The following is a 23,411-nucleotide window of genomic DNA, read 5'->3' on the forward strand; positions in this document are numbered from 1 at the left end:
CCGCATCGCTGGTGGGCGTGGTCTGGGACGGGCAGGCCGACCGACGCCGACGGCGAGGGGGAGGTGCCGGGGCCCCGAGCCCACCGAACCTGCACCGGCAGCTTGACAGTCCCCCTCTCATAGATGGGTTCGTTCCGGCGGCCGTCGCGCGGCGGCCATCCGGCTTGGCTCCGCTCCGATCGAGCGCCGCCTTCCCGTCCCGGGGAGGGGCGGAGCGGCGACCCGGGAGACGATCGGTGCGCTCCGGCGCGTGGACCGCCCTCTCGGCGGCCATTGGACGCAACCATTGTTTTATCAGTGAGTTACGTCGCCTTCCCGCCCGACCGACACGGCACGAAATGGGTTCGCTCCGTCGCTGACGACCGCGCCGGTCGGCCGATCGACTCGAGCCGAGCGGCCGACGCCCTCGATCGGCGCCGGGAGGGTCGCGCCTGGGGGTCGAGCGAGGGGATTGCTCCTGCCAGGTTGCCAAGGATCGGGACGGACGACGGACGCCGCCGGAGGGCCGGTGTCCTCTCCCAGATGATCGCCGTCGGGAGGGGTTCCGGTCACTCGATCTCGGCCGGGGCGGAGGGCTTGGCGATGGCGATCTGGAGGCCGACGGCGTTGGCCGCGTCGACGGCGAGCACGGCGTTGCGGTGAGGGGTGGTGAAATCGGCCATCAGGAGCATGCCGGAGCGGAGGGTGTCGGCGCGGACCTGGCGGAGGCGGTCGGCCAACTGGGCGGGGTCGATGGGCTCCCGATCGACGGAGACTCGGCCGGCGGGGTCGATCTCGACCAGGATGTACTGGTCGAGCAGCTCGTCGAGCGTGCGCATTTGCTGGGCGACGGCGTCGGGGTCGTCGGGCTCGGGGGAGGGGATCTCCAGGGTCTTGAAGTAGAGTGTGGTGGCGGTGACGAGGAAGAAGAGGACGAGCTGGAAGGCGACGTCGACCATGGCCGTCAGGTCGATCTCGTCGGGCTGGTCGGGGGGGTCGGCGGCGAGGGTGAAGGCGGCGGCCTCCTCGTCCTCGTCGAGCGGGTCGAAGGGCTCGGGCTCGGGGCCGAGGGGGGCGGGCTCCTCGACGCCAGGCTCGTCGGCGTCGGCGTCGGCAACGGGGGAGGAGCGGCGGAGTTCGACGGTCGGCGGCTCCTGGCGATCGAAGCGGAAGCCGGCCTCGGCGGCCAGGTCGGCCCCGGCGATCGGCTCGGGCTCGTGGCCCTCGTCCTCGTCCTCCGCGTCCTCGTCGGCGAACTGGGCGTCGAAGACCGGCCCGAGGGCGTCGGCGTCGAGGTCGAGCTCGTCGTCATCGTCGAGGCCCTCGGAGAGGCCGGGGGCGGTCGGAGGGGGGGGGACGGGACCGAGATCCGAGGTCGGGTCGGGGACGGACCCCGGGGCCGGGGGGCGGAGGTCGGCCGGTGCGGGGGAAGGCCAGGCATCCGGATCGATGGCCCGGGCCCAGTCGGGGACGGGCACGGACTCCTCCGTCTCGAAGGAGGCCGAGGGGAACGACCGGGAGGAGTCGCCGGAGGCCGTCGGCGGAGGGCCCTCGCCGGGGAGATCCGGGCCGGCCGGGGGAGCGGGGAACAGCCCTGGCGCGTCGGCGACCCGGACCCAGGGCGCGCCCGATCCGGCGGGCCGGGCCAGGTCGTCCGCCCGGATCGCCCCCGAGGCCACCCCGGCCCGGACGGCCTCGGTGCTCAGGTCGCGTTCGACTTCCAGGCGGTCGGAGTGGAAGATGTCCCAGGTGGCCATGAGCGTCGGGGGAGCGAGGGTTTGGGGTCGGCCGGGCGGTCCGAGGGAGCCGGCTCCCGGGGGAGGAGGCCCGGTTGGGGGATCGCCCCCGCCCGAGGGAGGGAGGCGAAGGGGATCGAGGCCGGGTCGAGACGGGGAGGAGGCTACGACTGGTTGGCGTCCTCGACGCCCAGGTGGAGGATGATCCCCTCGACCTCGGCGACGATCGAGCCGACGCGGAGGACCTCGCCGTGGGAGACGGCGCCGTCGGCCTGGAGAACGACGTGGCGACGGCCGCGGCGGACCCCCTCGGCGACCGCCTCCCGGATGGCCTCGGGAGAGTCAAGCGCGTCGGCCGGGTCGGTACTCATGCCCGAGAAGACGGCCACCCCCCCGCCGGGCCGGGGGACGAGCGTCAGGTTGGTCGCCAGGGTCTCCTCCACCCCGGTGCCGTAGACCGCCGGCGGCAGCTCGACCTCGGCCTGGGCCGAGGCCCGGTAGGTGAGCATCAGGAAGATCAGGAGCTGGAAGACCACGTCAACCATCGGCGTCAGGTCGATGGCGGCGTCGAGCGGCGAGCGGACCTGGCGTTGCAGCAGCATGGCGACGGGAGCCTCGGACGGGGGGAGGGCGGATGACCCAGAACCGATGACCGATGACCGATGATCGGATGACCGATCGCTGATGGGTGTGGGCCGATGCCGGAAGACCGGGGCTCGGGAGGGGGATGGCCTCGGGCCTCCGAGGGGACGATCGGGAGCGGGCATCGGCTCCTCTGGACAGGGGGGGGCGTCGAGGGGAGGTCGGCCCTGGCCGGGCCGAAGGCATCGGCCTCCCGGCCCGGGAGCCGAGATCCCTCGCCCTGCCCTCCGCTGGCCCCGGCCGTCCCGTCGCCGTCACCTCGGCAGCACGGCGCGGACGGTGCCGGAGCCGGGGCGGGGGGAGGAGGCCCGGCCGCTGGTGCGGCGGGTCTCCTCGGCCTCGAGGAAGTCGAGGAAGCCCTGGAGCTGGCGTTCGGTGGTGTCCCGGAGCTTGCGGAGGCGTCCCTGGAGGTCGTTGGCCAGGAGCATCAGCGGCGAGGCGATGATCAGGCCGACGGCGGTGGTCCACAGGCCCAGGGCGATCGAGGCGGCCAGCTGGCTGCCGGGGTCGGTGGCGCGCTGGCCGGCGCCGACGTTGCCGAAGGCGCCGATCATGCCGATGACCGTGCCCAGCAGCCCCAGCAAGGGGGCGAGCTTGGCGGCGGTGACCACCGAGGCCAGGCGGTTCTCCATCGCGGAGATCACCTGGGTGTGGAACTCCATGACCAACAGTTGCTTGATCTTGGCCAGGCCCTTGTGCAGGTTCTCCAGGCCGACGCCGACCAGCTGCGCCAGGGTGGTATGCCAGTAGGGGGGCCGGTTGCAGAGGTCGACGGCCTCCCGAACCTGGCCGGTCTTGCCGACGAGCGCGGCGACCTGTTCGAGGAGCTGGGCGGCGTGGGCGTCGTCGAGGGTGCGCTTGCCGATCCCCCGGTAGACCATCACCGCGTTGTAGGTGCCCCAGATGGCAAGCAGGGCCTGGGCCACGTAGATGCCGTAGCCGAGGAGCTTCAGCAGCAGCGAGATGTCCATGCACGGCCTCGGGTCGACGATCGGGACGGTGCGAGTGGTGCGGGTCGGATCGGAGGCGCGGGCCGGCCGTCGGAGACGGGTTCGACCGCGGGCGGCCCGGCGTCTTATTCTTGGATCGGGGCCCTGGCGCCGCAAGACCCCGACGGACTGCGCCTTGCTTCGGGGGAGGCGGCGCGCGACAATGACCGCCCGTCCGGAAACGACCCGAAGTCGGGGACCGCGTGCCCATGCCGCGCACCGTGCTGATCGTCGACGACGAGCGCGACGCCAACGACCTGATGGCCGGGCTCGTCCAGGCCCGCAACGACCGGCCGGTCCAGGTCTTCGACGGGGGATCGGTCCTCGAGGCCGTCCAGCGGCACGAGCCGGAGTTGATCCTGCTCGACGTGATGTTGCCCGACGTCGACGGCTACGAGGTGTGCGCCCGGCTGAAGCGCCGCCGCGCCACCAACCTCATCCCCATCGTGATGGTCACCGCCCTGCACGCCCAGGACAACCGCGTGCGCGGCGTCCGAGTGGGAGCCAACGCCTACCTGACCAAGCCGTTCACCCCGGCGCAGCTGTACGAGGTGATGGATCGCGCGCTGGCCTGGAGGGGCGAACATATGAACCGTGGCACCGCCGGCGAGATTCAGTTCGATATCCGCAGCGAGACGGACTACCTCGCCGAGTTGAACGACATGCTCACGGATCTCTACGCCCGCACCCCGCTGACCGAGCGCCAGGTCAAGGATCTGAAGCAGGCCGTGATGGAGATGGGCTCCAACGCCATCGAGTGGGGCCACCGCAAGAACGCGGACCTGACGCTCCGGATCATCTACCGGATCGAGCCCGACAACGTCACCCTGATCATCCAGGACCAGGGGCCCGGCTTCGACCCCCAGCACGTCCCCCACGCCGCCCAGCCCGACGACCCCATCGCCCACCTGGACGTCCGCAACGAGCTGGGGATCCGAGAGGGCGGCTTCGGCATCATGCTCGCCCGGGGCCTCGTCGACGAATTCCGCTACAATGACAAGGGGAACGAAGTCACCCTGGTCAAGCGGTTCGAGTCCACCGGCGCCGTCGGGCTGCCCGAGGGGGACTGATCGGATCGCCGATGGGGGGGATGCCGGAGGGCAGAAGGGGCGGCCGACCCGGCTGGCGGTCGGCGGAGGTGGTGTCGGTTTCGCCGTCGGGCATCTCCAAGCGCCAGGGAATTCGATTCGATTCGCACTGCACGCCCAGCCCCCCGAGTTGTCATGAGCAGTCCCGAGAACGTTGGAGACACCCCCGAGATCGACGTGATCGTCGAGGCCACCCGGGAGGGGTTCGAGCGCCAGGTCATCGAGCGGTCGAAGTCGGTCCCCGTCGTGGTCGACTTCTGGGCCGAGTGGTGCGGCCCCTGCCGGATGCTCGGCCCGGTGCTGGAGAAGCTGGCGCGTGAATATCACGGCGCGTTCGTGCTGGTGAAGGCCGACACCGAACAGCTCGGCGACATTGCCGCCGCGTTCGGCGTGCAGGGCATCCCGGCCGTGTTCGGCCTCCGAGACGGCCAGATCGTCGACGCCTTCGTCGGCGTCCAGTCCGAGGCGATGATCCGCCAGTGGCTCGACCGCCTGCTGCCCTCCCCCGCCCAGCGGCTGGCCGCCGAGGCCGCCGCCCTGGAGGCCTCCGATCCCGCCGCCGCCGAGGCCCGCTACCGAGAGGCCATCGAGCGGGACCCCCGCGAGGCGAAGGCCCGCATTGGCCTGGCTCGCGTGCTGGAGGCCCAGGGCCAGCAGGAAGAGGCCCGCCAGCAGATCGCCGAGCTGGAACGCCGGGGCTTTCTGGAGCCGGAGGCCGAGGCCGTCAAGGCCCGCCTGGCCCTCGACGCCGCCGCGGCCGACGCTGGGGACCTCGCCGCCGCCCGCGCCGAGGCCGAGGCGAAGCCCGACGACCTGCTCGCCCGCTTCAAGCTGGCCGAGGCCCTCGCCGCCGCCGGCCAGCACGAGGAGGCCCTGGCCATCTGTCTCGACCTGGTCGAGCGCGACCGCCAGGGCGTCGGCGAGCAGGCCCGGCAGACGATGCTGGCGATCTTCAACCTGCTGCCGCCGGACGACCCCGTCGCCGTCGACTACCGGCGGAAGCTGTCGTTCGTCCTCTGACGAGGCTCGCCGGGCGAAGGACGACCCGACGACGATCCGGCGCTGGCGTCATCGCCATCGGCGGGCCGCCTCCCCGACCGTCGTCCCGACCGCGTCGGATCGGGCTTCCTGGTTCTGCCCTTGCCCGGTCGTTCTGCGGAGCGAAGGCGGGACCCGGCCGCTGTCCAGGAGGCCTTCGGGGCGTTGGCGGTCGCGAGCGTGATGGGCGGCCGGCCGGGAGGAGCAGGGGTCGGGTTCGGGGTCGTCGCGGCGTCCTGAGTCCGACGACCGGACGACGGGGGGGATTGCCCCTATAATGCGAGGCGGTGCCCGCTTGCTCTGCCTTCCTGCCCGACGGAACGCCCCGCCATGCCTTCTCCCCTGCGCGACGCCATCGCCCGAGGTCTCTCCCCCGGGGCCGACCTGGCCGCCGAGATCCACGCCCTGGGAGACGTCTCGCTGGCCGACCCGGCCGACGCCCTGGCCGTCTGCGAGGCGATCGACCGCCTCCCCCCCGAGCCCCCCGACGACTCGGCCACCCGATCCCCCCTGCACGCGGTGCTCGGCCTGTTGCAGGGGATCGAGACGAGGCAGGCCTACGAGGTGGTCGTCGAGCGCGGCGTGCCGAGGCTCTCGGCGCTGGTCGGCCGGCTGCTGGAGGCTCCCGACGCCGGGACCGAGGCCCGCCGGGGGCTGATCGCCTTCGCGCTGAAGGTGCTGGGGCTGTACCGGGTGCCGGAGGCGGTCGAGCTGATTGGCCGGGCGGCGCGCACGCCGGGGCTGGACGACGCCTACCTCTGGGAGGTCATCTTCCGCACCTTCGACCAGCAGCACCCGCTGCGACTGACCCTCTGCGACCGCCTGCGCGACCCGCTCCCCGGCGGCTTCGCCGGCATCGCCTACCTCGACTTCGCCAACACCCTGGCCCGAGCGGGGTTCATCGACGACCACCCGTTCGACACCCCCGAGGGGCGCGCCCGGCTGCTGGACTTCCTCCGGGACTCCGACCCCGACCGCTTCGACCGCGCCCATCGCGCCGCGGCCGCCCTGCCGTCGCTGGGCGCCTCGGACCGAGAGCCGTTGCTGGCCCTGGCGATGGACCACCCGTCTGCCCGGGTGCAGATGGAAGGGGCCTGGGCCTCGGCCCGGCTGGGCAGCGAGGCGGGGGTCCGGTTCCTCTCGAGGATGTGCCTGGACCTCAACCACAGCCTCCAGGCTCGCCTGTATCTGCAAGAGCTCGACCGACACGACGCCGTGCCCGAGCGCTGCACCGAACCGAACTTCGAGGCCATGGCCAAGATGGTCGACTGGCTCAGCCACCCGATGGAGTTCGGCCGCCCCCCGGACGAGATCGCCCTGGTCGACACCCGGGAGCTGCTCTGGCCCCCGACGAGCGACCTCCGCCGCCTCTGGATCTTCCGCTACCGCTACGCCCCCGCCGAGCCGGGGCAGGTCGAGGGGAAGGGGGTCGGCGTCGTCGGCTCGATCACCTTCGCCCTCTTCGGCGAGACCTCCCCCGAGATGCCCCCCGAGGACATCTACGCCCTCCACTGCTGCTGGGAATTGCAGGTCGAGGACGACCCCCGCGCCCCCGCCTCGCGCTCGGTGGCCGAGGGGCGCCGGCTGCTGGGGTTCGGCGAGGACGGGGACGCGGCGATCTCGGATGCCTGAGGCCCGAAGGCCCCTGCCAGCCCGAAGCGGCCGGCAGCCGACCGCGGATCGGGACCCGATCGGAACGCCTCAGCCGCCTCCCTCCGGACCCATGCCTCCCTCCCCGGTTGACCGCCCTCCGCCCGCCCCCGCCGCGCCGACCTCGTTTCTGTTATTTGCTTTTTTATTTTTTCTATTTGTTTTTTATTATAATTTTTGTTTTGCCATCTATCATCAATCATCCGTCACGATCCCCCCCTCCCCTCAACCCGATCGACCCGGAGCACGCCACCATGAAGACGCCCGATCGCGACGAGCCGAAGCCGGAGGGGGTGAGCCGGTCGTCGGCGATCATCGCGGGGGTGTCGGCGGCGATGATCGCGCTGCACCTGGTTCTCCGGTTCGGGGTGGGGGGGGCGGGAGAGATCGGGGGGGTGCCGGTCGATCGGCTTCCGCTGCTGGCGGCGTTGGTGTTCGGCGGGGGTCCGCTGGTGCTGAACCTGCTGGGGAAGGCGCTTCGGCGCGAGTTCGGCTCGGACCTGCTGGCGGGGCTCTCGATCGTCACCTCGGTGATCCTCGGCGAGTACCTGGCCGGCGCCTTCGTCGTGCTGATGCTCTCGGGGGGAGAGGCGATCGAGGCGTATGCCGTCCGCAGCGCCTCGTCGGTGCTGGAGGCGTTGGCCAGGCGCATGCCCTCGGTCGCCCACCGCAAGGAGGCCGGCGGGGAGGTGGTCGACGTGCCGCTGGACGACGTGGCCGTCGGGGACGAGCTGGTCGTCTTCCCGCACGAGATCTGCCCGGTCGACGGCATGGTGGTCGAGGGGCACGGCTCGATGGACGAGGCGTTCCTGACCGGAGAGCCGTACCGGATGTCCAAGGCTCCCGGCTCCCCGGTCATCTCGGGGGCGATCAACGGCCGGTCGGCCCTGACCATCCGGGCGGAGAAACGCGCCGTCGATTCGAGATACGCCAAGGTCATGGAGGTGATGCGCGCCTCCGAGCAGCGCCGCCCCCGCATCCGTCGCCTGGGGGACACGCTTGGCGCCCTGTACACGCCGCTGGCCGTGGCGATCGCCCTGCTCGCCTGGCTGGCCAGCGGAGACGCGGTGCGGTTCCTGGCGGTGCTGGTGGTGGCCACCCCCTGCCCGCTCCTGATCGCCATTCCGGTGGGGATCATCGGGGCGATCTCGCTGGCGGCCCGCCGCGGGATCATCATCAAGGACCCGGCCGTGCTGGAGGCGATCGATACCTGCCGGACCGCCATCTTCGACAAGACCGGCACTCTGACCTACGGCGCCCCCCGGCTGACCGAGATCCTCCCCGCCCCCGGGTACGACGAGGAGGAGGTCCTCCGCCTGGTGGGCAGCCTGGAGCGCTACTCCAAGCACCCGCTCTCCGGCGCGATCCTGGCCGAGGCCCGCCGGCGGGGAGGGCTGGTCGACGCCGCTCAGGTCGAGGAGCGCCCGGGACAGGGGCTGCGCGGCACGGTCGACGGCCGATCGATCGAGGTTTCCAGCCGCAAGCAACTGCTCGCCCAGTACCCCGAGGCCGCGAAGGACCTGCCGCCGGTGGCCGAGGGGATGGAGTGCGTCGCCGCCATCGATGGCCGGTACGCCGCCACCTTCCGGTTCCGGGACGAGCCGAGAACCGAGGGGGCCTCGTTCGTCGGCCACCTCGGGCCGAAGCACCGGTTCGACCGCGTGCTGATCGTCTCCGGCGACCGAGAGTCCGAGGTCCGCTACCTGGCCGACCGCGTCGGCATCGGCGAGGTCTTCGCCGCGCAGTCCCCCGAGCAGAAGGTGGCGATCGTCCGCCAGGAGACGAGCCGGGCGCCGACCGTCTTCCTCGGCGACGGGATCAACGACGCCCCCGCCCTGACGGCCGCCACCGTGGGCATCGCCTTCGGCCAGAACAGCGACATCACCGCCGAGGCCGCCGGAGCGGTCATCCTGGACACCTCGCTCTCGAAGGTCGACGAATTCCTCCACATCAGCCGACGCCTGCGCACGATCATCCTCCAGAGCGCCCTCGGCGGCATGGCGATGAGCCTGGTGGGGATGCTCGTCGCCGCGATCGGCTACCTCCCCCCCGTGGCGGGGGCGATCACGCAGGAGGTGATCGACGTCCTCGCCGTGGTCAACGCGCTGCGCGTCACCTTCCCGCCCCGGTCGCTGACCGACTTCGAGCCCGGCGACGAGGCCGAGGCCGAAACCGAGGCGGATCCCGATCCCGCCGCCGCCGCCGGCTCTCCCTGAGGCCGGATCGCGGGGACCGCCGACCGGCAATCGGGAGTGATCTTCGAATCAGATCCGAACCTGACGATTCTGTCCGCCCGGTCCCCTCGGCCTGGGCGGCGGTCGCCCATCGCTGGTGGGGCGGCGCGCCCAGGCCCGGCCCGGCCCGGTACCGATTCAGGCCGCACTGTTCCCCGGGCGACGATGCCGGGGCCGCCCGAAACGCGATCGCCCCGCCCGGACGCCGCCGGCCGCGGCAGGGACCCCGGCCGAGTCGAGGGGACGGCCTCGAGCGGCTCCCAGCGGGAGCCAAGGGGGGATCACCGGGAGCCGGCATGGCGTCGCGGCAACACGCGGCCGCGGCCGGCGTTGCATCGTCTCGGGCCCGGACGCCATAATTGACCCGGGGCGGTTCCCCCGGCGGGTTGCGATCGGGCCTGGCCCCTCCGGCCTCGTCCGTCGGCTCCCCCCCGAGGCGGTCCGACCCGCTCCCTGGCGTGACGTCGAGCGATCGGGAGCATCCTCACCGAAGCCCCCGCGGAGCCCGGATCCGAGCATGGAGACCCAAGGCCTCGAGTGTACGCCGGCCCGGCCGGGCCGCCTGCCGGATTTTGTCGTCATCGGGTCGGCCAAGGCGGCCACCAACACCCTGCGCCGGCACCTCTCGGCGCATCCAAAGGTGTTTGTGCGCGACGACGAGCCGTCGTTTTACACCTACCACCGCGCCCGAGGGCTGGACTGGTACCGCTCGATCCACGCCGGGGCGGCGGACGACCAGCTCGTCGGCGACATCTCGACGCATTACTCCCGCCTGCACTGGGCCGAGCCCACCGCCCGCCAGATCGCCGAGGTCAGGCCCGACACCAGGATCATCTACCTGATGCGAGAGCCGGTCTCCCGGGCCTACAGCAACTACCTGCAGCTCCAGGACGTGGCCGACGAGCCGGTCTCGCTGGAGGGCCTGACCTTTGAGCAGGCCGTCGAGCTCCTGCCGTTCATCGTCGATTCGAGCGACTACCTGGCGGTCCTCAAGGCGTACCTGAAGCACTTCCCCCGAGAGCAGATCCTCGCCCTCCTGACCGAGGACCTGAACAATGACCCCGAGGCGGTCGTCGGCCGGGTCCTGCGCTTCCTCGGGCTCGAGCCGACCCCCGGAATGACGCTCGACCCGACGCTGCGGGCCAACTCGAGGGACCGTCGCGTTGACGGCTTCCTCCGCACCCGCCTGATCGGGCCGGTGACCCGCCCCCGGGCGATCCGGGCCCTGGTTAAGAGTCTGCCCGACCCGGTGCGCATCGCCGCTCGGGAGGCGTTCTACGGGCTGATGAAACGCTCTCCGATCGGCAAGCGGCTCGAGGCCTCCCACCAGCCCCGCCCGATGGCCCCCGAGACGAGAGCCCGGCTGATCGAGCGCTTCTCCGCCACCTTCCCCGAGCTGGCCGAGCTCACCGGCAACGACCTCTCCCCCTGGCTCGCCAAGTACCGGTGAGCGCGCTCCCCGAGCCCGGAGGGCCCGGCGGGTCGGGCCGGGGCGGGTCCGAATCGGAGGATGGTGTGGATCGTCTCCCGACTCGGTGCGTCTTGATCGGAGGGATCGGCCGGGCGCCTCGGGAGTCGGCCCGGATCGCCTCGGCCGACGACGAGGACCACGCCCGGGTGGACGCCGGTGCCGCCGCCTTCCGGTCGATCGGCCGCTGCTCGTGCCACGTCCCCGACCTCGGCGGGGTGGAGGGGTTCTCCAGCGACCCGCTGCTGCACGACATGGGCCCCCGGCTGGTCGACACCGGCACCTCCATCGCCTTCAGCGCCCGCCCCGCCCCGCCGGCCCCGGCCCCGGCCCCGGCCGACGAGACCGAGTGGCGCACGCCGCCGCTCTGGGTCCTGCGCGACTCCGCTCCCTACCTGCACGACGGCCGGGCCGCGACGATCTCCGAGGCCATCCTCCTGCACGACGGCCAGGGGTCCCCCGCCTCCCGACGCTTCGCCCAGCTCCACGACCGCCGCAAGGAGCAGCTCGCGGCGCTCCTGCTCTCCCTGGCCGCCCCTCCCGAGGAGATCGCCGGGCCCGAGGGAATCGGCGCCGACTGATCCCGGAAGGTGTCTCCCGGGATCAAGGCGAACCGGCCGCCGGGCCCCCCCGGGGGGAGAGGCGAGGCGGCCGGTTGGCCGCGCCGATCGCGCGGCGAGGCTTTGGACCGATCGGGCGGGGTTCGGATTCAATCGGATCGGAAGATCTGATCCCTGATCGGATTGAAAGATCAGATCAGATCGGATCAGATCAGATCGGATCATATCAGAGATCAAATTGAATCTGATCTCTGATCTGATCGGAAGATCGGTAATCAGATCAGATCAGATCAGAGATCAAATTGAATCTGATCTCTGATCTGATCGGAAGATCGGAAATCAGATCAGATCGTGCAGCGGGCCGTCGCCGCAGAAGTCAGGGTTGCCGAAGGTTTCGATGTGGTGGCCGAAGCCGTGGGCGAGGGCCATCAGCAGGCGGTTGTGATAGACATCCTTGTACTTGAGCGATCGGCCCATCTTGAAGCCGAGCCCGCCGCCGACGAGGACGAAGGGGATGTTGTCCATCGTGTGGGAGTTCCCCTTGCCCAGCTCGTTGGTCCAGACGATCGTCGTGTTGTCCAGCAGGGAGCCCTCGCCGCCCGGCTCGGGGGTTTCGTCGAGCCGCTTGGCGAGGTAGGCGAGCTGCTCGCAGTACCAGGTGTTGATTCGAGTGAGCTTGTCGACGGCCTCCTCGTTGCTGTCCGGCTCGTGGGAGAGCTCGTGGTGCCCCTCCTCGATGCCGATCCAGCGCATCTTCGGCTGGCCGACGGAGTTGGTGATCTGGAAGGTGGCCACGCGAGCGAAGTCGGCGGCGAAGCTGTTGACCAGCAGGTCGATCTGAGCCTTGGTGACGCGGGGCATGTCGTCGTTCTCGGCGTCGTCGAGGCCCGGCTCCAGCTCGGGCACGGCGTGGCCGACGTCGGCGAGGCTGGCGGAGGAGAGCTGCTGCTCCATCTCGCGGACGAAGGTCGTGTGCTCGTCGAGCAGGCGGCGGTCCTCGGCACCGACGGCGGAGCGGACCTTGGCGAGGTCGTCCCGCAGGTCGTCCAGGATGCTCTTGAGGCTCTCTCGGTCCTTCAGGCGGCCGTAGAGCTTGTTGAACATCTGGTACGGGTCGTCGATCGGTGCCAGCGGCTGGTTCGGGCCGGCGTAGGACATGCGCGTCCAGGTGTCGGCCCGGTCGGGGACCATGACGCCGAATTCCAGCGAGCCGAACCGGGTGCGGGTCGCCTCGTTGGCCTGGAGGAAGTTCTTGATCTCCTGATCGATCGACAGCCCGCTGGCCCAGCCGGCCGGGGTGTGCGAGCCGCCCTGGATGTTGCCCGGGAACAGCTCGACGCCGGTCAGCAGGCAGCCGATGCCCCGCATGTGGTTGTCGCCGTCTCCCCGGACCTTGTCGCAGACGCCGTGCAGGGTGAGCATCCGGTCCTTGAACGGCTCCAGCGGCTTGAGGATCGGCTTAAGCGTGAAGTCCGATCCTTCCTCATCCGGCCAGAAGGTGTCGGGGAAGACGCCGTTGGGGCTGAACATGATGATCAGCCGCTGCTTGCGCGCCGACTGGTTCGCGAAGCCCAGGCTCGGCAGGTTCAGGATGAACGGCAACGCGGCGCTGCCGATGCCGAGGCGGCGGACGAAGTCTCGGCGGGTGGTGGTCCGGGCCATGGGGGTCGTCCTCTCCGGGTCTCGGAATCTCGCCGGACGGGGCCGCTGCGCTCAGGGGCCGGCCGCCGGGCTGGGGATCGGTTCGGGACGGCGTCGGGGGGGGCCGATGCGGGCCGATGGCTACCGGGAGGCAACGGCCGCCGTTTTCAGGACGACCGCCGCTGCCCGCCGGTCGGATCATCCTCCAGGTCCGGGGCGATCCGTCATCAATCAATCATCAGCCGGTTCGTTCTGGCACGGGCTTTGGGTTTGGCTTTGGCTTTGGCACTGGTATTGACATTGACCTTTGTGATCTCTCAGAAGCCATTGGTCGGTTCGCGATCGATTGTCATTCGCCGTGTCGGATCAGCTCATGGCGAAGCTGACGCCAGCACCTCGTCTGGGCGAGGGACCAGGGCGGTGCGGGCGACGATCGCGACGAGCAGGTCGCGGATGTCGTAGTCGAGGCCGGCGAAGTCGTCGCGGAGGGAGGCGAGGGTGTCGGCGCCGAAGGCGCGGACGGGCTGCTTGACCAGGTGCTGGAAGAGCTGTTCGACGAAGGCGTCGTGCACCTCCTCGCTGGCGGCGAGAAACTCGGCCAGTTGGCGGGCGCCGTCGAAGGAGACGTCGTTGCCGGCTCGGGTTCGGTACTGGCCGGTGGCGTCGATCGGCTTGCCGTTCTCCTCGGAGCGGTACCGGCCGACGGCGTCGTACTGCTCCAGGGCGAAGCCGAGGTGGTTGATCAGGCCGTGGCAGGACATGCACTCGGTGGGGCTGGTCTGGAGCGTGACGCGTTCTCGAGTCGTCAGGTCGGCGTGCAGGTCGGGAGCCAGCGGCGCCACGGCCACCGGCGGCGGCCGGAGCCGCTGGCCGAGCACGTTGCGGGCGAGGAAGACGCCGCGGTGGATCGGAGAGCTGGTGCTGGTGTACGCGAAGTTGGCCAGCAGGTAGGGGTGCGAGAGGACGCCGGCGCGCTGGCCCAGGTCTTCGTCGGCGACTTTGGCGAACGGGGAGTCGGGCGGCAGGTCGGCGCCGTAGAAGGCGGCCAGACGGCCGTTGAGGAACAGCTCCTCGTCCAGCAGCAGGCGGCGGAAGTCGGCGTGGTCGGAGCCCCAGGCGACCTCATCGAGGAACAGATCGAGGGAGGTCCTCAGGTCGGCGATCACCGCGTCGGAGAACTCGGCGAAGCGTTCGGGGTCCTTGGCCAGGTCTGGGGCGTCCTCGACCTTCAGCCAGAGGTGGAAGAACTCCAGCAGCTTGGCCCGTGTCTTCAGGTCGCCGACCATCCGGCGGGCCTGCTCGACGACCTGCTCCCGGGTCCGGAGCCGGCCCTCGGCGGCGGCTTGCAGGAGCGGGTCGTCGGGGGGGGAGTCCCAGAGGGCGAAGGAGATGCGGGAGGCGACGTCGTAGTCGTCGAACGTGCTGTCCGGCTCCAGGTAGAGGAACCGGGGAGACTTGAGCGTCAGCAGCAGGACGCGCTTGAGGGCCTCCTCGGGGTCGGCTGAGGCGTCGAACTGGCGGTCGAGGTAGAGGGCCCGCTGCTCGTCGTCCAGCGGGCGGCGGAAGGCGCGTTCGACGAACCGGGAGGCGAAGTCCCGGAGCTTGGCCGGGCGGTCGGGGTCGTCCTGCTTGACGCCGGCCAGTTCGTCGAGGTGCTCCATCACGTAAGAGGCGGCCTCGATCGCCCCCTCGGTCGTGGCTTCCTCCCAGGCGGCGGAGATTCGGGTGCCGCGCTCGTAGCCGACGCTGCGGTCGTCGGGCGGGAAGGGGGCGGTGGAGACGAACACCTCGGGGGCCCAGCCGGGCGAGAGGTGCCGGCTCGGGATCACCTCGGGCACCCCTCGGGGGCGGACCCAGAGCAGCCGGATCGAGGCCGGGATCTCGGGCTGCTCCTCGTCCTCCTTGTTCACCCCCTGGATCGCCTTGGAGAACTCGACGCGGAGCCGGTACGGCCGGCCGGCCAGCAGGGGGAGCGTGCCGCGGTGCTCGGTCATGTCGCCGGACTGGACGTAGCCGTCGATCAGCGGTTGGTCGTCGGTGTTGACCCAGACCCGGATCGAATGCTCGGTCTGGACGATGATGTCGTAGGTGCCCGACTCGGGGGGCACCAGCGACCCCTCCCACCGGATTGTGAACCGGTTGGGCTCGTCGAACGCCTCGTTGTCGGGCTCGGGGGTGCCGACGCCGAAGTCGAAGTCGATCTGGGGGTCGACGCGGTCGATGACCCGGCTGTCTCGGCGGGCGCGGCGGCCGTTGTAGTACTCGGCGTGCAGGCCGCGCTCGTCTCCCCAGGGCTGGGGGTCGGGCCGGAAGGCGCCGATCAGGTCGGCCACGGCGTTGCGGTACTGGCCGACGGTCAGCCGGGACAGCTCGATCCGGGCCGGGGCGTTCCGGGCCCGGGCGATCTCGGAGTAGAAGGCGTCGTAAACGTACCGGGCGACCGCCTCGGCGTCCTCGCCGACCACCTCCTCCTCGAAGCCGGGGGGCATCTCCTCGTCGACGTACCGGGAGAGGCCCTCGATGGTCTTGTCTCCCTGGAGCGGGTAGGGGTAGTCCAGCTCGGTCCCCTCGCCGTGGTCGCCGTGGCACTCGGCGCACTGGTTCCGGTAGATCTCGGCCCCTCGGGCGATCAGATCCTCGGGGGAGGCCTCCTGGGCCGGCGCCGGGGAGACGCAGAGCAGCATCACCACGGCGGCCAAGGCGGAGGCGGAAGCCGAGGCCGCCGACCGGGGGGCGAATGGCCTTCGGGGGGATGCGGGGGGTGGGAGCATCGTCATCGGGCGGACCTCCGGGGAGGAGGGGCGAGCGGTTCCGACCGGGAGGGCAGGGCAATCTCGGAGCGGGGGATCGCCTCGGGCATGGGAGCCCTTCAGCGGAGGGAAGGAGCGTCAGGAGGGAGGATCGGGGCCGGGCGGTCCTGGCCTCCGGGCCTGGCATCTCGATTATCACTTGTTCTACACCATACGATCGGCACCGATCAAGGGTTCAATCACCCGGGCCGCATCACTTCGGGGCCAGGTGCCGGGCGGCTCCCCGCATCGGATCGCCCGGCCGGGGCCCGGAAGTCGTTTTCGATCCTCGGTTTTCGAGGATGCGGGCAAGGGGGACGGTGGGCCGGGGATCGGCCCGACGGGAGGTCCGGGACGGATCGGGAGGATGGCGGGGCGGTCCCCCGCAGGGCGTGGAGCGGCGCCCCGAGTCGGGGTATGATGCGGGAGCGGCCGGTCGAAGCGGGCTCAGCGAGGTCGAAGCCCCGTCGGGCGAGGGGAGGCGGAGATGCCCATCAGGGTCCGTTGCCAGTGCGGCCAGAAGTTGAAGGCGCCGGACCACTTCGCGGGACAGCGCGTCCGATGCCCGATCTGCAAGACCAAGGTGCGCATCCCGATTCCCGACGATCCCGAGGGACTTCCGCCCGCTCCGATCCCGATCCCGAGCCCGTTCTCGGACGAGCCGACGAGCGATCCGGGGCCGTCGGCGGTCGAGTCGGGGGCATTCCCGGGAGAGCCGGCCGCTCCCCCGGACGAGGAAGGATGGGCGGCCCCTCCCCCGGAGGAGGCCGAGGAGTTCCCGACGGCCCCGGCCTCGGTCCCGAGCCCGGCCGAGGGGGAGGGCGAGTCGGAGTGGAGGCCCAGGGAGTCGACCGGGGACCCAACCACCCAGGGCTGGCCGATCCCCGAGGAGCTTCGACGCCTGGGGGACGAGGTCTTCGGGACCGGGTTCGCCCCCCTGCCCGACGAGGCTCCCCTCCCCCCGATCGCCCCCGCTTCGGAGCCTCCCCCCTGGCCCGAGCCGGGCCCGGCCGGGTCGCCTTCCCGAGCCTGGCCGGAGATGCCCCCCCCCGCCGACCTGGGAGACCCCTGGGAGCCCCTGCCCGGCCCCGGAGCCTCCCCGGCCGAGCCGGCCTCCCCGGCCGAGGACCGGGAGGCCCCCTGGCCCCCTTCGACGCCGATCGCCCCGGAGCCGCTCGGGCCCCCGCCGGGACCGGACCCGGGCACCGGGACGGACGATCGGGATACCCTCTTGCCCGCCGTCGAGCCGGATCGGGGCGAGGCCCTCGGAATCGAACCTCCTCCCCCCGGGAACGTCGCCGACGCTAACGCTAACGCCAACGCCAACGCCGACGCCGAGGAGGCCGGGGCGACCATCATCGGCCCGGCGCCCTTTCCTCATCCTCCCTGGGTCCCGGAGGCCGAGGAGGAACCCCGGCCCGACCCCGGGTCGAGGACTCCCGAGGGCTTCTTCTCCGACCCCGAAGGGCCGACGCAGTACGACCCGACGCTCTCCCCGGCCGAGCCGGAGGGGATCGAGGACCGCTCCCCCGGCGTCGAGCCGTCCCCAGCCGCCGAGCGTCCCCCTGCGGAGGAGTCCCAGCCGACCGGCCCAACCCTCGTCGCCAGCCCCGGTCCCGACCCCGAGGGCCCGACGGCCTTCGAGCCGACCGCCGAGGGCCCGACGGCCGACCCCCTGGAAACCGACGAAACCTTCGTCCAACCGCCCCCCGTTCCCCCCGAGCCCGATCCCTCCCCCGATCCCGATCCCGATCCCGAGCCCGATCCCGGACACCGGGAGGACCCTCCCACGATGGGAATGGCCGGGGTTTCGGCCGCGTGGGAGTCGCTTCCGGTCGAGTTCGAACCGGCCGACTCCCCGACGGGGGAGAACGAGGCCGACCGGCGGACTCCCGAGGCGGCGCCCGACTCGGCCCCGGGACCGGAATTCGACTCCGGGTGGTCGCCGATGGGAGCGTCGGAGTGGGAGGTCGAGGCTCCTCCCACGGAACTCGGGGACGAGCCGGCGGCTGTCGGCCCGGCGATCTCCCCCGGAGCGATCCCCGGGGTTCCGGGCAGGCCGGGGCCGGGGGCCGTTCTCCCCGAGGGCCAGGACGAGACGGTGGAGTTCCCCTCCCCGTTCCGAGAGGAGCTGGTCGTCACCGTCCCGAGGCCAAGGCCGAGGCCGAGCCCGGCCCCGCCCGAGGGAGGCCGGCCAGCCCCGACGGCTTCGGAGAAGGCCCCCCTGCCGAGACGGCCGGGGCTCCAGCGCCGGGCCGAGGCGAGGGCCTCCCGCCGCCGTCGCCGGGCGGCCGGCTGGACGGTCCTCGCCCTGGGGGCGCTGCTGGCGGGCTCCTCGGCCGTCTTCGGCCTGATCCGGGGGAATGCGACCGGCTCGACCGGCCCGGAGGAGGCCGTCGGGAAGACCTCCCGTCCCGGAGGGAAGGGCGCGGGGGGGCCGGCGTCGGTGTCGGCCTCGGGTTCCTCCCGGGTCGGCTCGCTGCCGGAGCCGATCGTGACGGGCCGGCCGGCCGGCCCCGAGCCGGCCCGGTTCGAGGCCCCTCCGGAGCCGAGGCCGGCGACCGTCGCCGAGCTGCTCGGCCCGAACCTGGTGCTCAACCCCGGCGCCGAGCGGTTCACCCCCCTCGACGACGCGACCTCCCCGAGCGGCTCGGTCGACTTCGAGGGCTGGGAGCGGCTCGGATTCGTCGCCGCCAGGTCGCTGGCGGAGGACCCGATCCAGCCGATCGCCGTGGGAGCGCCCCCCGACCTGGGCGCCTTCTCCTTCCTCGGCGGCCTGCCGGAAGACCGGGACGGCGTCCGGACGCTGCTCCGGCAGGCCGTCGACGTCTCCGTCCTGGCCGATCGCATCGACGCCGGCCGGATCCGGGTCGAGGCGTCGGCCTGGCTCGGCGGCCGGGACCAGACCCGGTCGTTCTCCCCCAACGACCGCTCGACCTTCACCGTCCGCTTCCTCGACGCCAACGGCGACGAGCGGCCCGGTACCGCGATGACCCTGGGCCCGATTGACGACGGGATGCTCCAGTCCGGCCCCCCCGACCTCCCGCTGATGGCCCCCGTCTCCGGGGCCGGCCCCGTCCCGGCCGGCACCCGGGCCCTCGTCTTCGAGCTCGCCTTCGACCTCCGAGCCGGCGCCGTCATCGACGCCTCGGCCGACGACCTGCTCGTCTCCCTCTCCGAGGCCCCCTGACCCCGCCGACCAGAAGCCCGGCGTGCCCCTCGTTCTGGGGCGGGGGAGACCCGGGCCGGCGGCGAGGCGATCGGTGAAGAACGCCGGCCTCACTTCCAGGCGTGGAAGACCATGCGGCCGTACCGGCTGCGGCCGGAGCCGACGACGTCGTAGCTCCAGGGCCGGCGGGGGGAGGAGCGGATGTCGGACCAGCCGCGCTCGACCCGGGAGAAGCCGACCGTGCGGAGCATCGCCTCAACGGCCGGGGGGTTCGGGCCGACCCAGTTGGAGAGGTCGTTGGCGCACTCGGTGCCGGGATAGTAGGCGATGGCGGGCCGGTCGCACTCGACCAGGTCGACGTGCGTCTCCAGGATCAGGTGATTCTCAGCCACCGCGGCCACGCGCTTCAGGACGTAGACCGGATCCTGGACGTGGTAGAGCACGCCGAGGAAGAGGACCAGGTCGAAGGTGCCGCCCACGGCCTCGGGGGTCAGGTCGTAGACGTCGCAGTCGACGTCCTCGACGAGCGTCGAGCCGAACGCGGCGCGGGCCAGCTCGAAGCCGGCCTTGCCGACGACCGGGTCGTTCCAGACAACGTGGTCCATCGCCACGACCCGGGAAGCCCCTCGGCGCTCGGCCTCGAAGGCCATGAAGCCGTCCCAGGTGCCGATGTCCAGCACCCGCTTGCCCGTCAGGTCGGCCGGCAGGCCCACCTCCTCGGCCCGGCGCTCGGCGTCGACCACGCCGGGCGTGCGGATGCCGTCGCCCAGGTCCATGGCGTACCACCAGTGGATCCGTCGGATCTGCTCGGGCAGGGCGGCGGTCGATTCCATCGGCGGGCTCCCTCCGATTCGGGGACGGACGCGATCCGGGATCGGCCTCGGCTCGGGGAGGGGAGTCTCGGGGAGGGATGGCCGACAAGAACGACGAAATTCGTTGCTTCTCGGAACGAGACGCGGGCGGATGCTAACCCGGCGCCGGACGGCGGTCAAGGCGATCGCCGAGCGGCCCCGGGGCCGCTCGGCCGGTCTGGGAGAGGGGGCGGTCAGCGGCCGGGGACTCGGGGGTCGGGGGGAAGGGTGAGGTCGGCCTCGCTGGCCTCGACGGGGGCTCCCCCCTCGGGGACCTCGAGGCCAGCGGCCCAGAGGATGCCGTTGACGACCGATCGGCGGAAGGCGGGGATCGCGAAGCAGTGGTGGAAGTGGCCGCAGACGTAGCCGAACGACCGGCCGCCGCCGGGGCGCTCGTAGATCCAGCCGACGGGGGCGTCGGTCCCCTGGACCTCGGCGAGGATGACGGGCCGGGCCTCGTCCAGATGCTTGAGCTTGATGTAATATTCATCCCTCATGGGAGTGGCCTCCCAGCCCCGGGCGATCGGGTGGGAGGGGTCGGCCGGGCGGATGGCCGAGTCGACCACGGGGATCTCGGAGCCGATCTCCCGGCTGAACCAGCCCCCCATGAGCTCCAGGTACCTCGGGCCGTTCCCGGCACTCGCCCCGGTGCCCCAGTGCAGCGCGACGAGGCCGACGCCGTCGGCCGCCAGCCGCTCGGCCTGCTCTCGGTGGGAGGGGTCGAGCAGCACGTCGCCGCCATTGGCGGTGTAAAGGACGATCGCGTCGACCCCCTCGACGGCCTCGGGGGCGGTCGGCCAGCCGTTCGAGACGACCGCCTCGACGCCGGGGGTCTGCTCCAGGCAGGTCTTCAACAGGGCGCACTCGGCCATGTATTCGTGGGTCGCGGGCGGGTGGTCGCGGTCCTTGCCGATGAGCAGGATCTTCGTCGCCCCCGGATCCTGCCGGGCGAGGGCCGGGGAGGCCTCCCCCGAGGCCAGGGCCAGGGCCAGGGTGAAAACGAGGGCCGGAGCGATCGCGGGGTGTCGGGTCATGGTCGTCTCCCGGGAGGGTCGCCGCTCGGTCGATCGGGAGCGCCCCTCGGGCGCCCCCCGCTCCCGGATTCTGCCCCGACGCTCCCCACCCCGCAACGGCCGGGTACCCGGGCAGATCGATCCCGAGACGGGGGCCGAGCGTCAGCCGCCGGCCGGTTCCATCGAGGAAACCGGCGAGCCGCGGCGGAGGGCAAGGCGGTTCGTGAGCCAGACCTCCAGGCAGAGCCCGGCCAGGGCGGCCAGGAGCAGCGCCCGCCAGAGGGGGCGGGCCGAGGGGACGGGGGCGTCCCCGGCGAGCTCGCCGGAGAAGGCCAGGGGCCAGCCGTCGGCCAGGGCCTGGCGGTCGGAGGGGGAGAGCGGGGCGTCGTCCCGAGCCTGGGCGTCGGCGCCGGAGACAAGGCGGTAGGAGGGGCCGCCGGGCAGGTCGAAGCGGTAGAGGCCGGGCTCGTCGGGGTCGTCGAGCCGGGCGAAGGCGGGGGGGGCTCCCGGATCGACCGCTCGGTCGATCGGGGCGGCGGCGACCCGGCCGGAGGGGGTGCGCACGGGGACCGAGGCGAGGTCGGCCGGGGGGGCGGGGTCGATCGGCACGAGGATCGGCTCGCCGGCTCGGGAGGCCCGAGCGCCGGGATCGGGGTCGGCCAGCCGGGAGACGAGCCGGTGGACGAACGGGACGAAGTCCGGATTGGCCGGCAGCGTGCCCCCCTCGGCGTCGAGCGGGCCGGCGAGCACGGCGACCCGGCCGGCGCCGGCGGGACGCTCGACGAGCCAGGGATCCCCGGTGTCGAGCCGGCCGGCGACCGAGGCGGGAGGGCGGCCGTCGGCCTCGGCGGGCTCCAGCGTGACGTAGGAGAACAGCGAGGCCGAGCCGAGGGGGGGCGACTCTCCCCGGCCAAGCGGCCCGAGCACCGCGCCGGAGAAGCTGGCCGGAGAGGGTCGGGCGACCGCCTCCCGCCCGAGGAACCGGCCCCGGGTCGGCCCGAGTCGGGCGGGGAGCCAGCCGAGGCCTCCCCGGTAGGCATCGGCGTTCCAGGAGTCGGCCCGGGTCCGGTCGCCCGGCAGGACGAGCACCCCGCCTCCTCGGTCGAGGAACGCGGAGACGGCATCGAGCTGGGCGGGAGCCAACCGATCGACGTTCGCGAGCACAAGCACCCGGCAGCCCGAGAGCGCTTTGGCGTCAAGCCCCTCGGCCGGGACGACCTCGGCGCGGACCTGGGGGCTCTCCTCGCCTCGGGGGGCCAGGGCGGCCCGGAGAAAGTCGACCTCTCCGGTCATCGGCTCCAGCCCCGGCTCGCCGTCGACCAGCAGCACGGGCAGCGCCTCGGCCACCGCGACGACGGCGGCCGCCTCGTCGTTCGAGGAGAGCGGATCCGGGGCGGATCCGGGAACGAGCCGGACGGCGACCGCGTGCGATCCCCGATCCCTCAGGGTCGCCCGGAACTCGACCGCCGCCGTCCCTCCCGGGGGCAGCGGGCCGACGGCCCGGGTCGAGCCGGGAGCGGGGACCCCGTCGATCAGCAGCTCCACGGGCCGATCCAGCGGAGCCGGGCCGAGGTTCCGGATCGAGGCCGAGACGACGATCGTCCCCCCCGGCGCCACCAGGGGGCGAGACGCCCGGACGTCGAGCACCATGCCGTCGCTCGCCCCGGCGTCGGGAGCGACCGGGAACGCTTCGACGGCGATCCGGGTCGGCCTGGGGAGGCGGTCGAACAGCTCCCGGAGCAGCCGCCAGCGGCCGAGGTCGTCGGGCGTCCAGGGGCCTCGGGAGCCGTCGGTCAGCACGACGACCTCGGCGGTCGGGTTCCGGCCCCCCTGCTCCAGGATGCGGAACGCCTCCGCCAGGGCCGCCGGCAGGTCCCCCGAGCCGGCAGGGGGCGGCAGGGCGTCGAGGGCCGCTCGGAGGCGGTCGGGGTCGACGCTCGGCGGGTCGAGCACGGGGCGGGGGCGCTCGCCGGCTCGGACCAGGGCGACGCGGTCGCCGGGGCCGAGGGCGTCGAGGAAGGCCGAGGCCCACCGTCCCGCCTGCTCCGCCGGGGAGGTGCCTCCTCCTCTCCTCGCCATGCCGGCGGAGCCGTCGACGACGAGCACCACATCCCTCGCCCCCCTGCCCTCCCCGTCGGCGCCCGGGGACGGGCCAGCCGACCAGATCGGCCGAGCCGCCGCCAGGGCGACCACCGCCAGCAGCAGCATCCGGGCCGCCAGCAGCAGCCACTCGGCCAGCCGGATCCGGGTCCGAGCCCTCCTGCCCAGCTCGAGGAACTGCATCGCCCCCCAGGGGACGGTGGGAACCCGACGCCGGCTCAGCAGGTGGATCAGCACCGGCAAGGCCACCCCGAGCAGGCCCAGCAGCATCGCGGCGTTGGCGAAGCTCACGCGAGGGCCCCCGTCGGGAGGGCGCCGCGGGGCCGGTTCGGGCTGAGGGGGGCGGGAGCGGGGGGCATCGGGGGCGGGAGGGCTCGGCTCGATTCGGCTCGGCTGTCCGGATCCGGGGGATCTGCTACGATTGACGATCAATCCCGTCCGGTCCACCATCCTACGGCCCTCCT

General features: G+C 72.5%; 15 protein-coding genes. 7 read left to right on the forward strand and 8 right to left on the reverse strand.

The genetic code is table 11. The annotated features are described in order from the left end of the window. Nucleotides 1-548 precede the first annotated feature (548 nt). From TsocGM_RS18765 to TsocGM_RS18775, 3 genes are all read right to left on the reverse strand, one after another. On the reverse strand, nucleotides 549-1,736 hold the full coding sequence (locus TsocGM_RS18765) for a biopolymer transporter ExbD (protein ID WP_126727000.1): 1,188 nt from the start codon (nucleotides 1,734-1,736) through the stop codon (nucleotides 549-551). Nucleotides 1,737-1,879: 143 nt separating this feature from the next. Continuing rightward, nucleotides 1,880-2,317 (reverse strand): ExbD/TolR family protein, encoded by a 438-nt coding sequence (locus tag TsocGM_RS18770; RefSeq protein ID WP_126727001.1) that lies wholly within the window; start codon nucleotides 2,315-2,317, stop codon nucleotides 1,880-1,882. Between the two features lie 294 nt (nucleotides 2,318-2,611). Continuing rightward, nucleotides 2,612-3,328: a MotA/TolQ/ExbB proton channel family protein gene (locus TsocGM_RS18775; RefSeq protein WP_126727002.1), complete on the reverse strand. Its 717-nt coding sequence runs from the start codon at nucleotides 3,326-3,328 to the stop codon at nucleotides 2,612-2,614. Nucleotides 3,329-3,555: 227 nt separating this feature from the next. On the opposite strand from TsocGM_RS18775, the gene TsocGM_RS18780 reads away from it, so the two are divergent. The 6 genes from TsocGM_RS18780 (at nucleotide 3,556) to TsocGM_RS18805 (ending at nucleotide 11,405) form a co-directional block, all read left to right on the forward strand. Further along, a complete protein-coding gene (locus TsocGM_RS18780) occupies nucleotides 3,556-4,416 on the forward strand; it encodes an ATP-binding protein (protein WP_126727003.1) in 861 nt (286 codons plus the stop codon). A gap of 153 nt (nucleotides 4,417-4,569) precedes the next feature. Continuing rightward, complete coding sequence (locus tag TsocGM_RS18785; RefSeq protein ID WP_126727004.1) at nucleotides 4,570-5,454, forward strand: tetratricopeptide repeat protein; 885 nt, start codon at nucleotides 4,570-4,572, stop codon at nucleotides 5,452-5,454. Between the two features lie 348 nt (nucleotides 5,455-5,802). Next, nucleotides 5,803-7,104, forward strand: coding sequence for a HEAT repeat domain-containing protein (locus TsocGM_RS18790; protein WP_126727005.1), 1,302 nt, complete (start codon nucleotides 5,803-5,805; stop codon nucleotides 7,102-7,104). 272 nt (nucleotides 7,105-7,376) lie between these two features. Continuing rightward, nucleotides 7,377-9,338, forward strand: coding sequence for a heavy metal translocating P-type ATPase (locus TsocGM_RS18795; protein ID WP_126727040.1), 1,962 nt, complete (start codon nucleotides 7,377-7,379; stop codon nucleotides 9,336-9,338). Between the two features lie 535 nt (nucleotides 9,339-9,873). Then, nucleotides 9,874-10,806: a sulfotransferase domain-containing protein gene (locus TsocGM_RS18800; RefSeq protein ID WP_126727006.1), complete on the forward strand. Its 933-nt coding sequence runs from the start codon at nucleotides 9,874-9,876 to the stop codon at nucleotides 10,804-10,806. 65 nt (nucleotides 10,807-10,871) lie between these two features. Continuing rightward, nucleotides 10,872-11,405 carry a di-heme oxidoredictase family protein gene (locus TsocGM_RS18805; RefSeq protein WP_126727007.1) on the forward strand — a complete coding sequence of 178 codons (534 nt, stop codon included), beginning with the start codon at nucleotides 10,872-10,874 and terminating at the stop codon, nucleotides 11,403-11,405. A 318-nt stretch (nucleotides 11,406-11,723) separates the two neighbouring features. Here the strand turns inward: TsocGM_RS18805 and TsocGM_RS18810 are convergent, their stop codons facing one another. After that, entirely contained in the window at nucleotides 11,724-13,046 is a 1,323-nt protein-coding gene (locus TsocGM_RS18810) for a DUF1552 domain-containing protein (RefSeq protein ID WP_126727008.1), read from the reverse strand. A 350-nt stretch (nucleotides 13,047-13,396) separates the two neighbouring features. Beyond that, nucleotides 13,397-15,802 carry a DUF1592 domain-containing protein gene (locus tag TsocGM_RS18815; protein WP_126727009.1) on the reverse strand — a complete coding sequence of 802 codons (2,406 nt, stop codon included), beginning with the start codon at nucleotides 15,800-15,802 and terminating at the stop codon, nucleotides 13,397-13,399. A gap of 499 nt (nucleotides 15,803-16,301) precedes the next feature. Between TsocGM_RS18815 and TsocGM_RS18820 the strand changes: the two genes are divergently transcribed. Beyond that, a complete protein-coding gene (locus TsocGM_RS18820; protein WP_126727010.1) occupies nucleotides 16,302-19,004 on the forward strand; it encodes a hypothetical protein in 2,703 nt (900 codons plus the stop codon). Between the two features lie 89 nt (nucleotides 19,005-19,093). On the opposite strand, the gene TsocGM_RS18825 is transcribed toward TsocGM_RS18820, so the two are convergent. The 3 genes from TsocGM_RS18825 to TsocGM_RS18835 form a co-directional block, all read right to left on the reverse strand. Further along, nucleotides 19,094-19,816: a class I SAM-dependent methyltransferase gene (locus TsocGM_RS18825; protein ID WP_126727011.1), complete on the reverse strand. Its 723-nt coding sequence runs from the start codon at nucleotides 19,814-19,816 to the stop codon at nucleotides 19,094-19,096. A 212-nt stretch (nucleotides 19,817-20,028) separates the two neighbouring features. Continuing rightward, nucleotides 20,029-20,868, reverse strand: coding sequence for a ThuA domain-containing protein (locus TsocGM_RS18830; RefSeq protein ID WP_126727012.1), 840 nt, complete (start codon nucleotides 20,866-20,868; stop codon nucleotides 20,029-20,031). 141 nt (nucleotides 20,869-21,009) lie between these two features. Beyond that, complete coding sequence (locus TsocGM_RS18835; protein WP_158633629.1) at nucleotides 21,010-23,238, reverse strand: BatA domain-containing protein; 2,229 nt, start codon at nucleotides 23,236-23,238, stop codon at nucleotides 21,010-21,012. Between the last annotated feature and the right edge of the window lie 173 nt (nucleotides 23,239-23,411).

This window comes from Tautonia sociabilis (assembly GCF_003977685.1).
Classification (GTDB): domain Bacteria; phylum Planctomycetota; class Planctomycetia; order Isosphaerales; family Isosphaeraceae; genus Tautonia; species Tautonia sociabilis.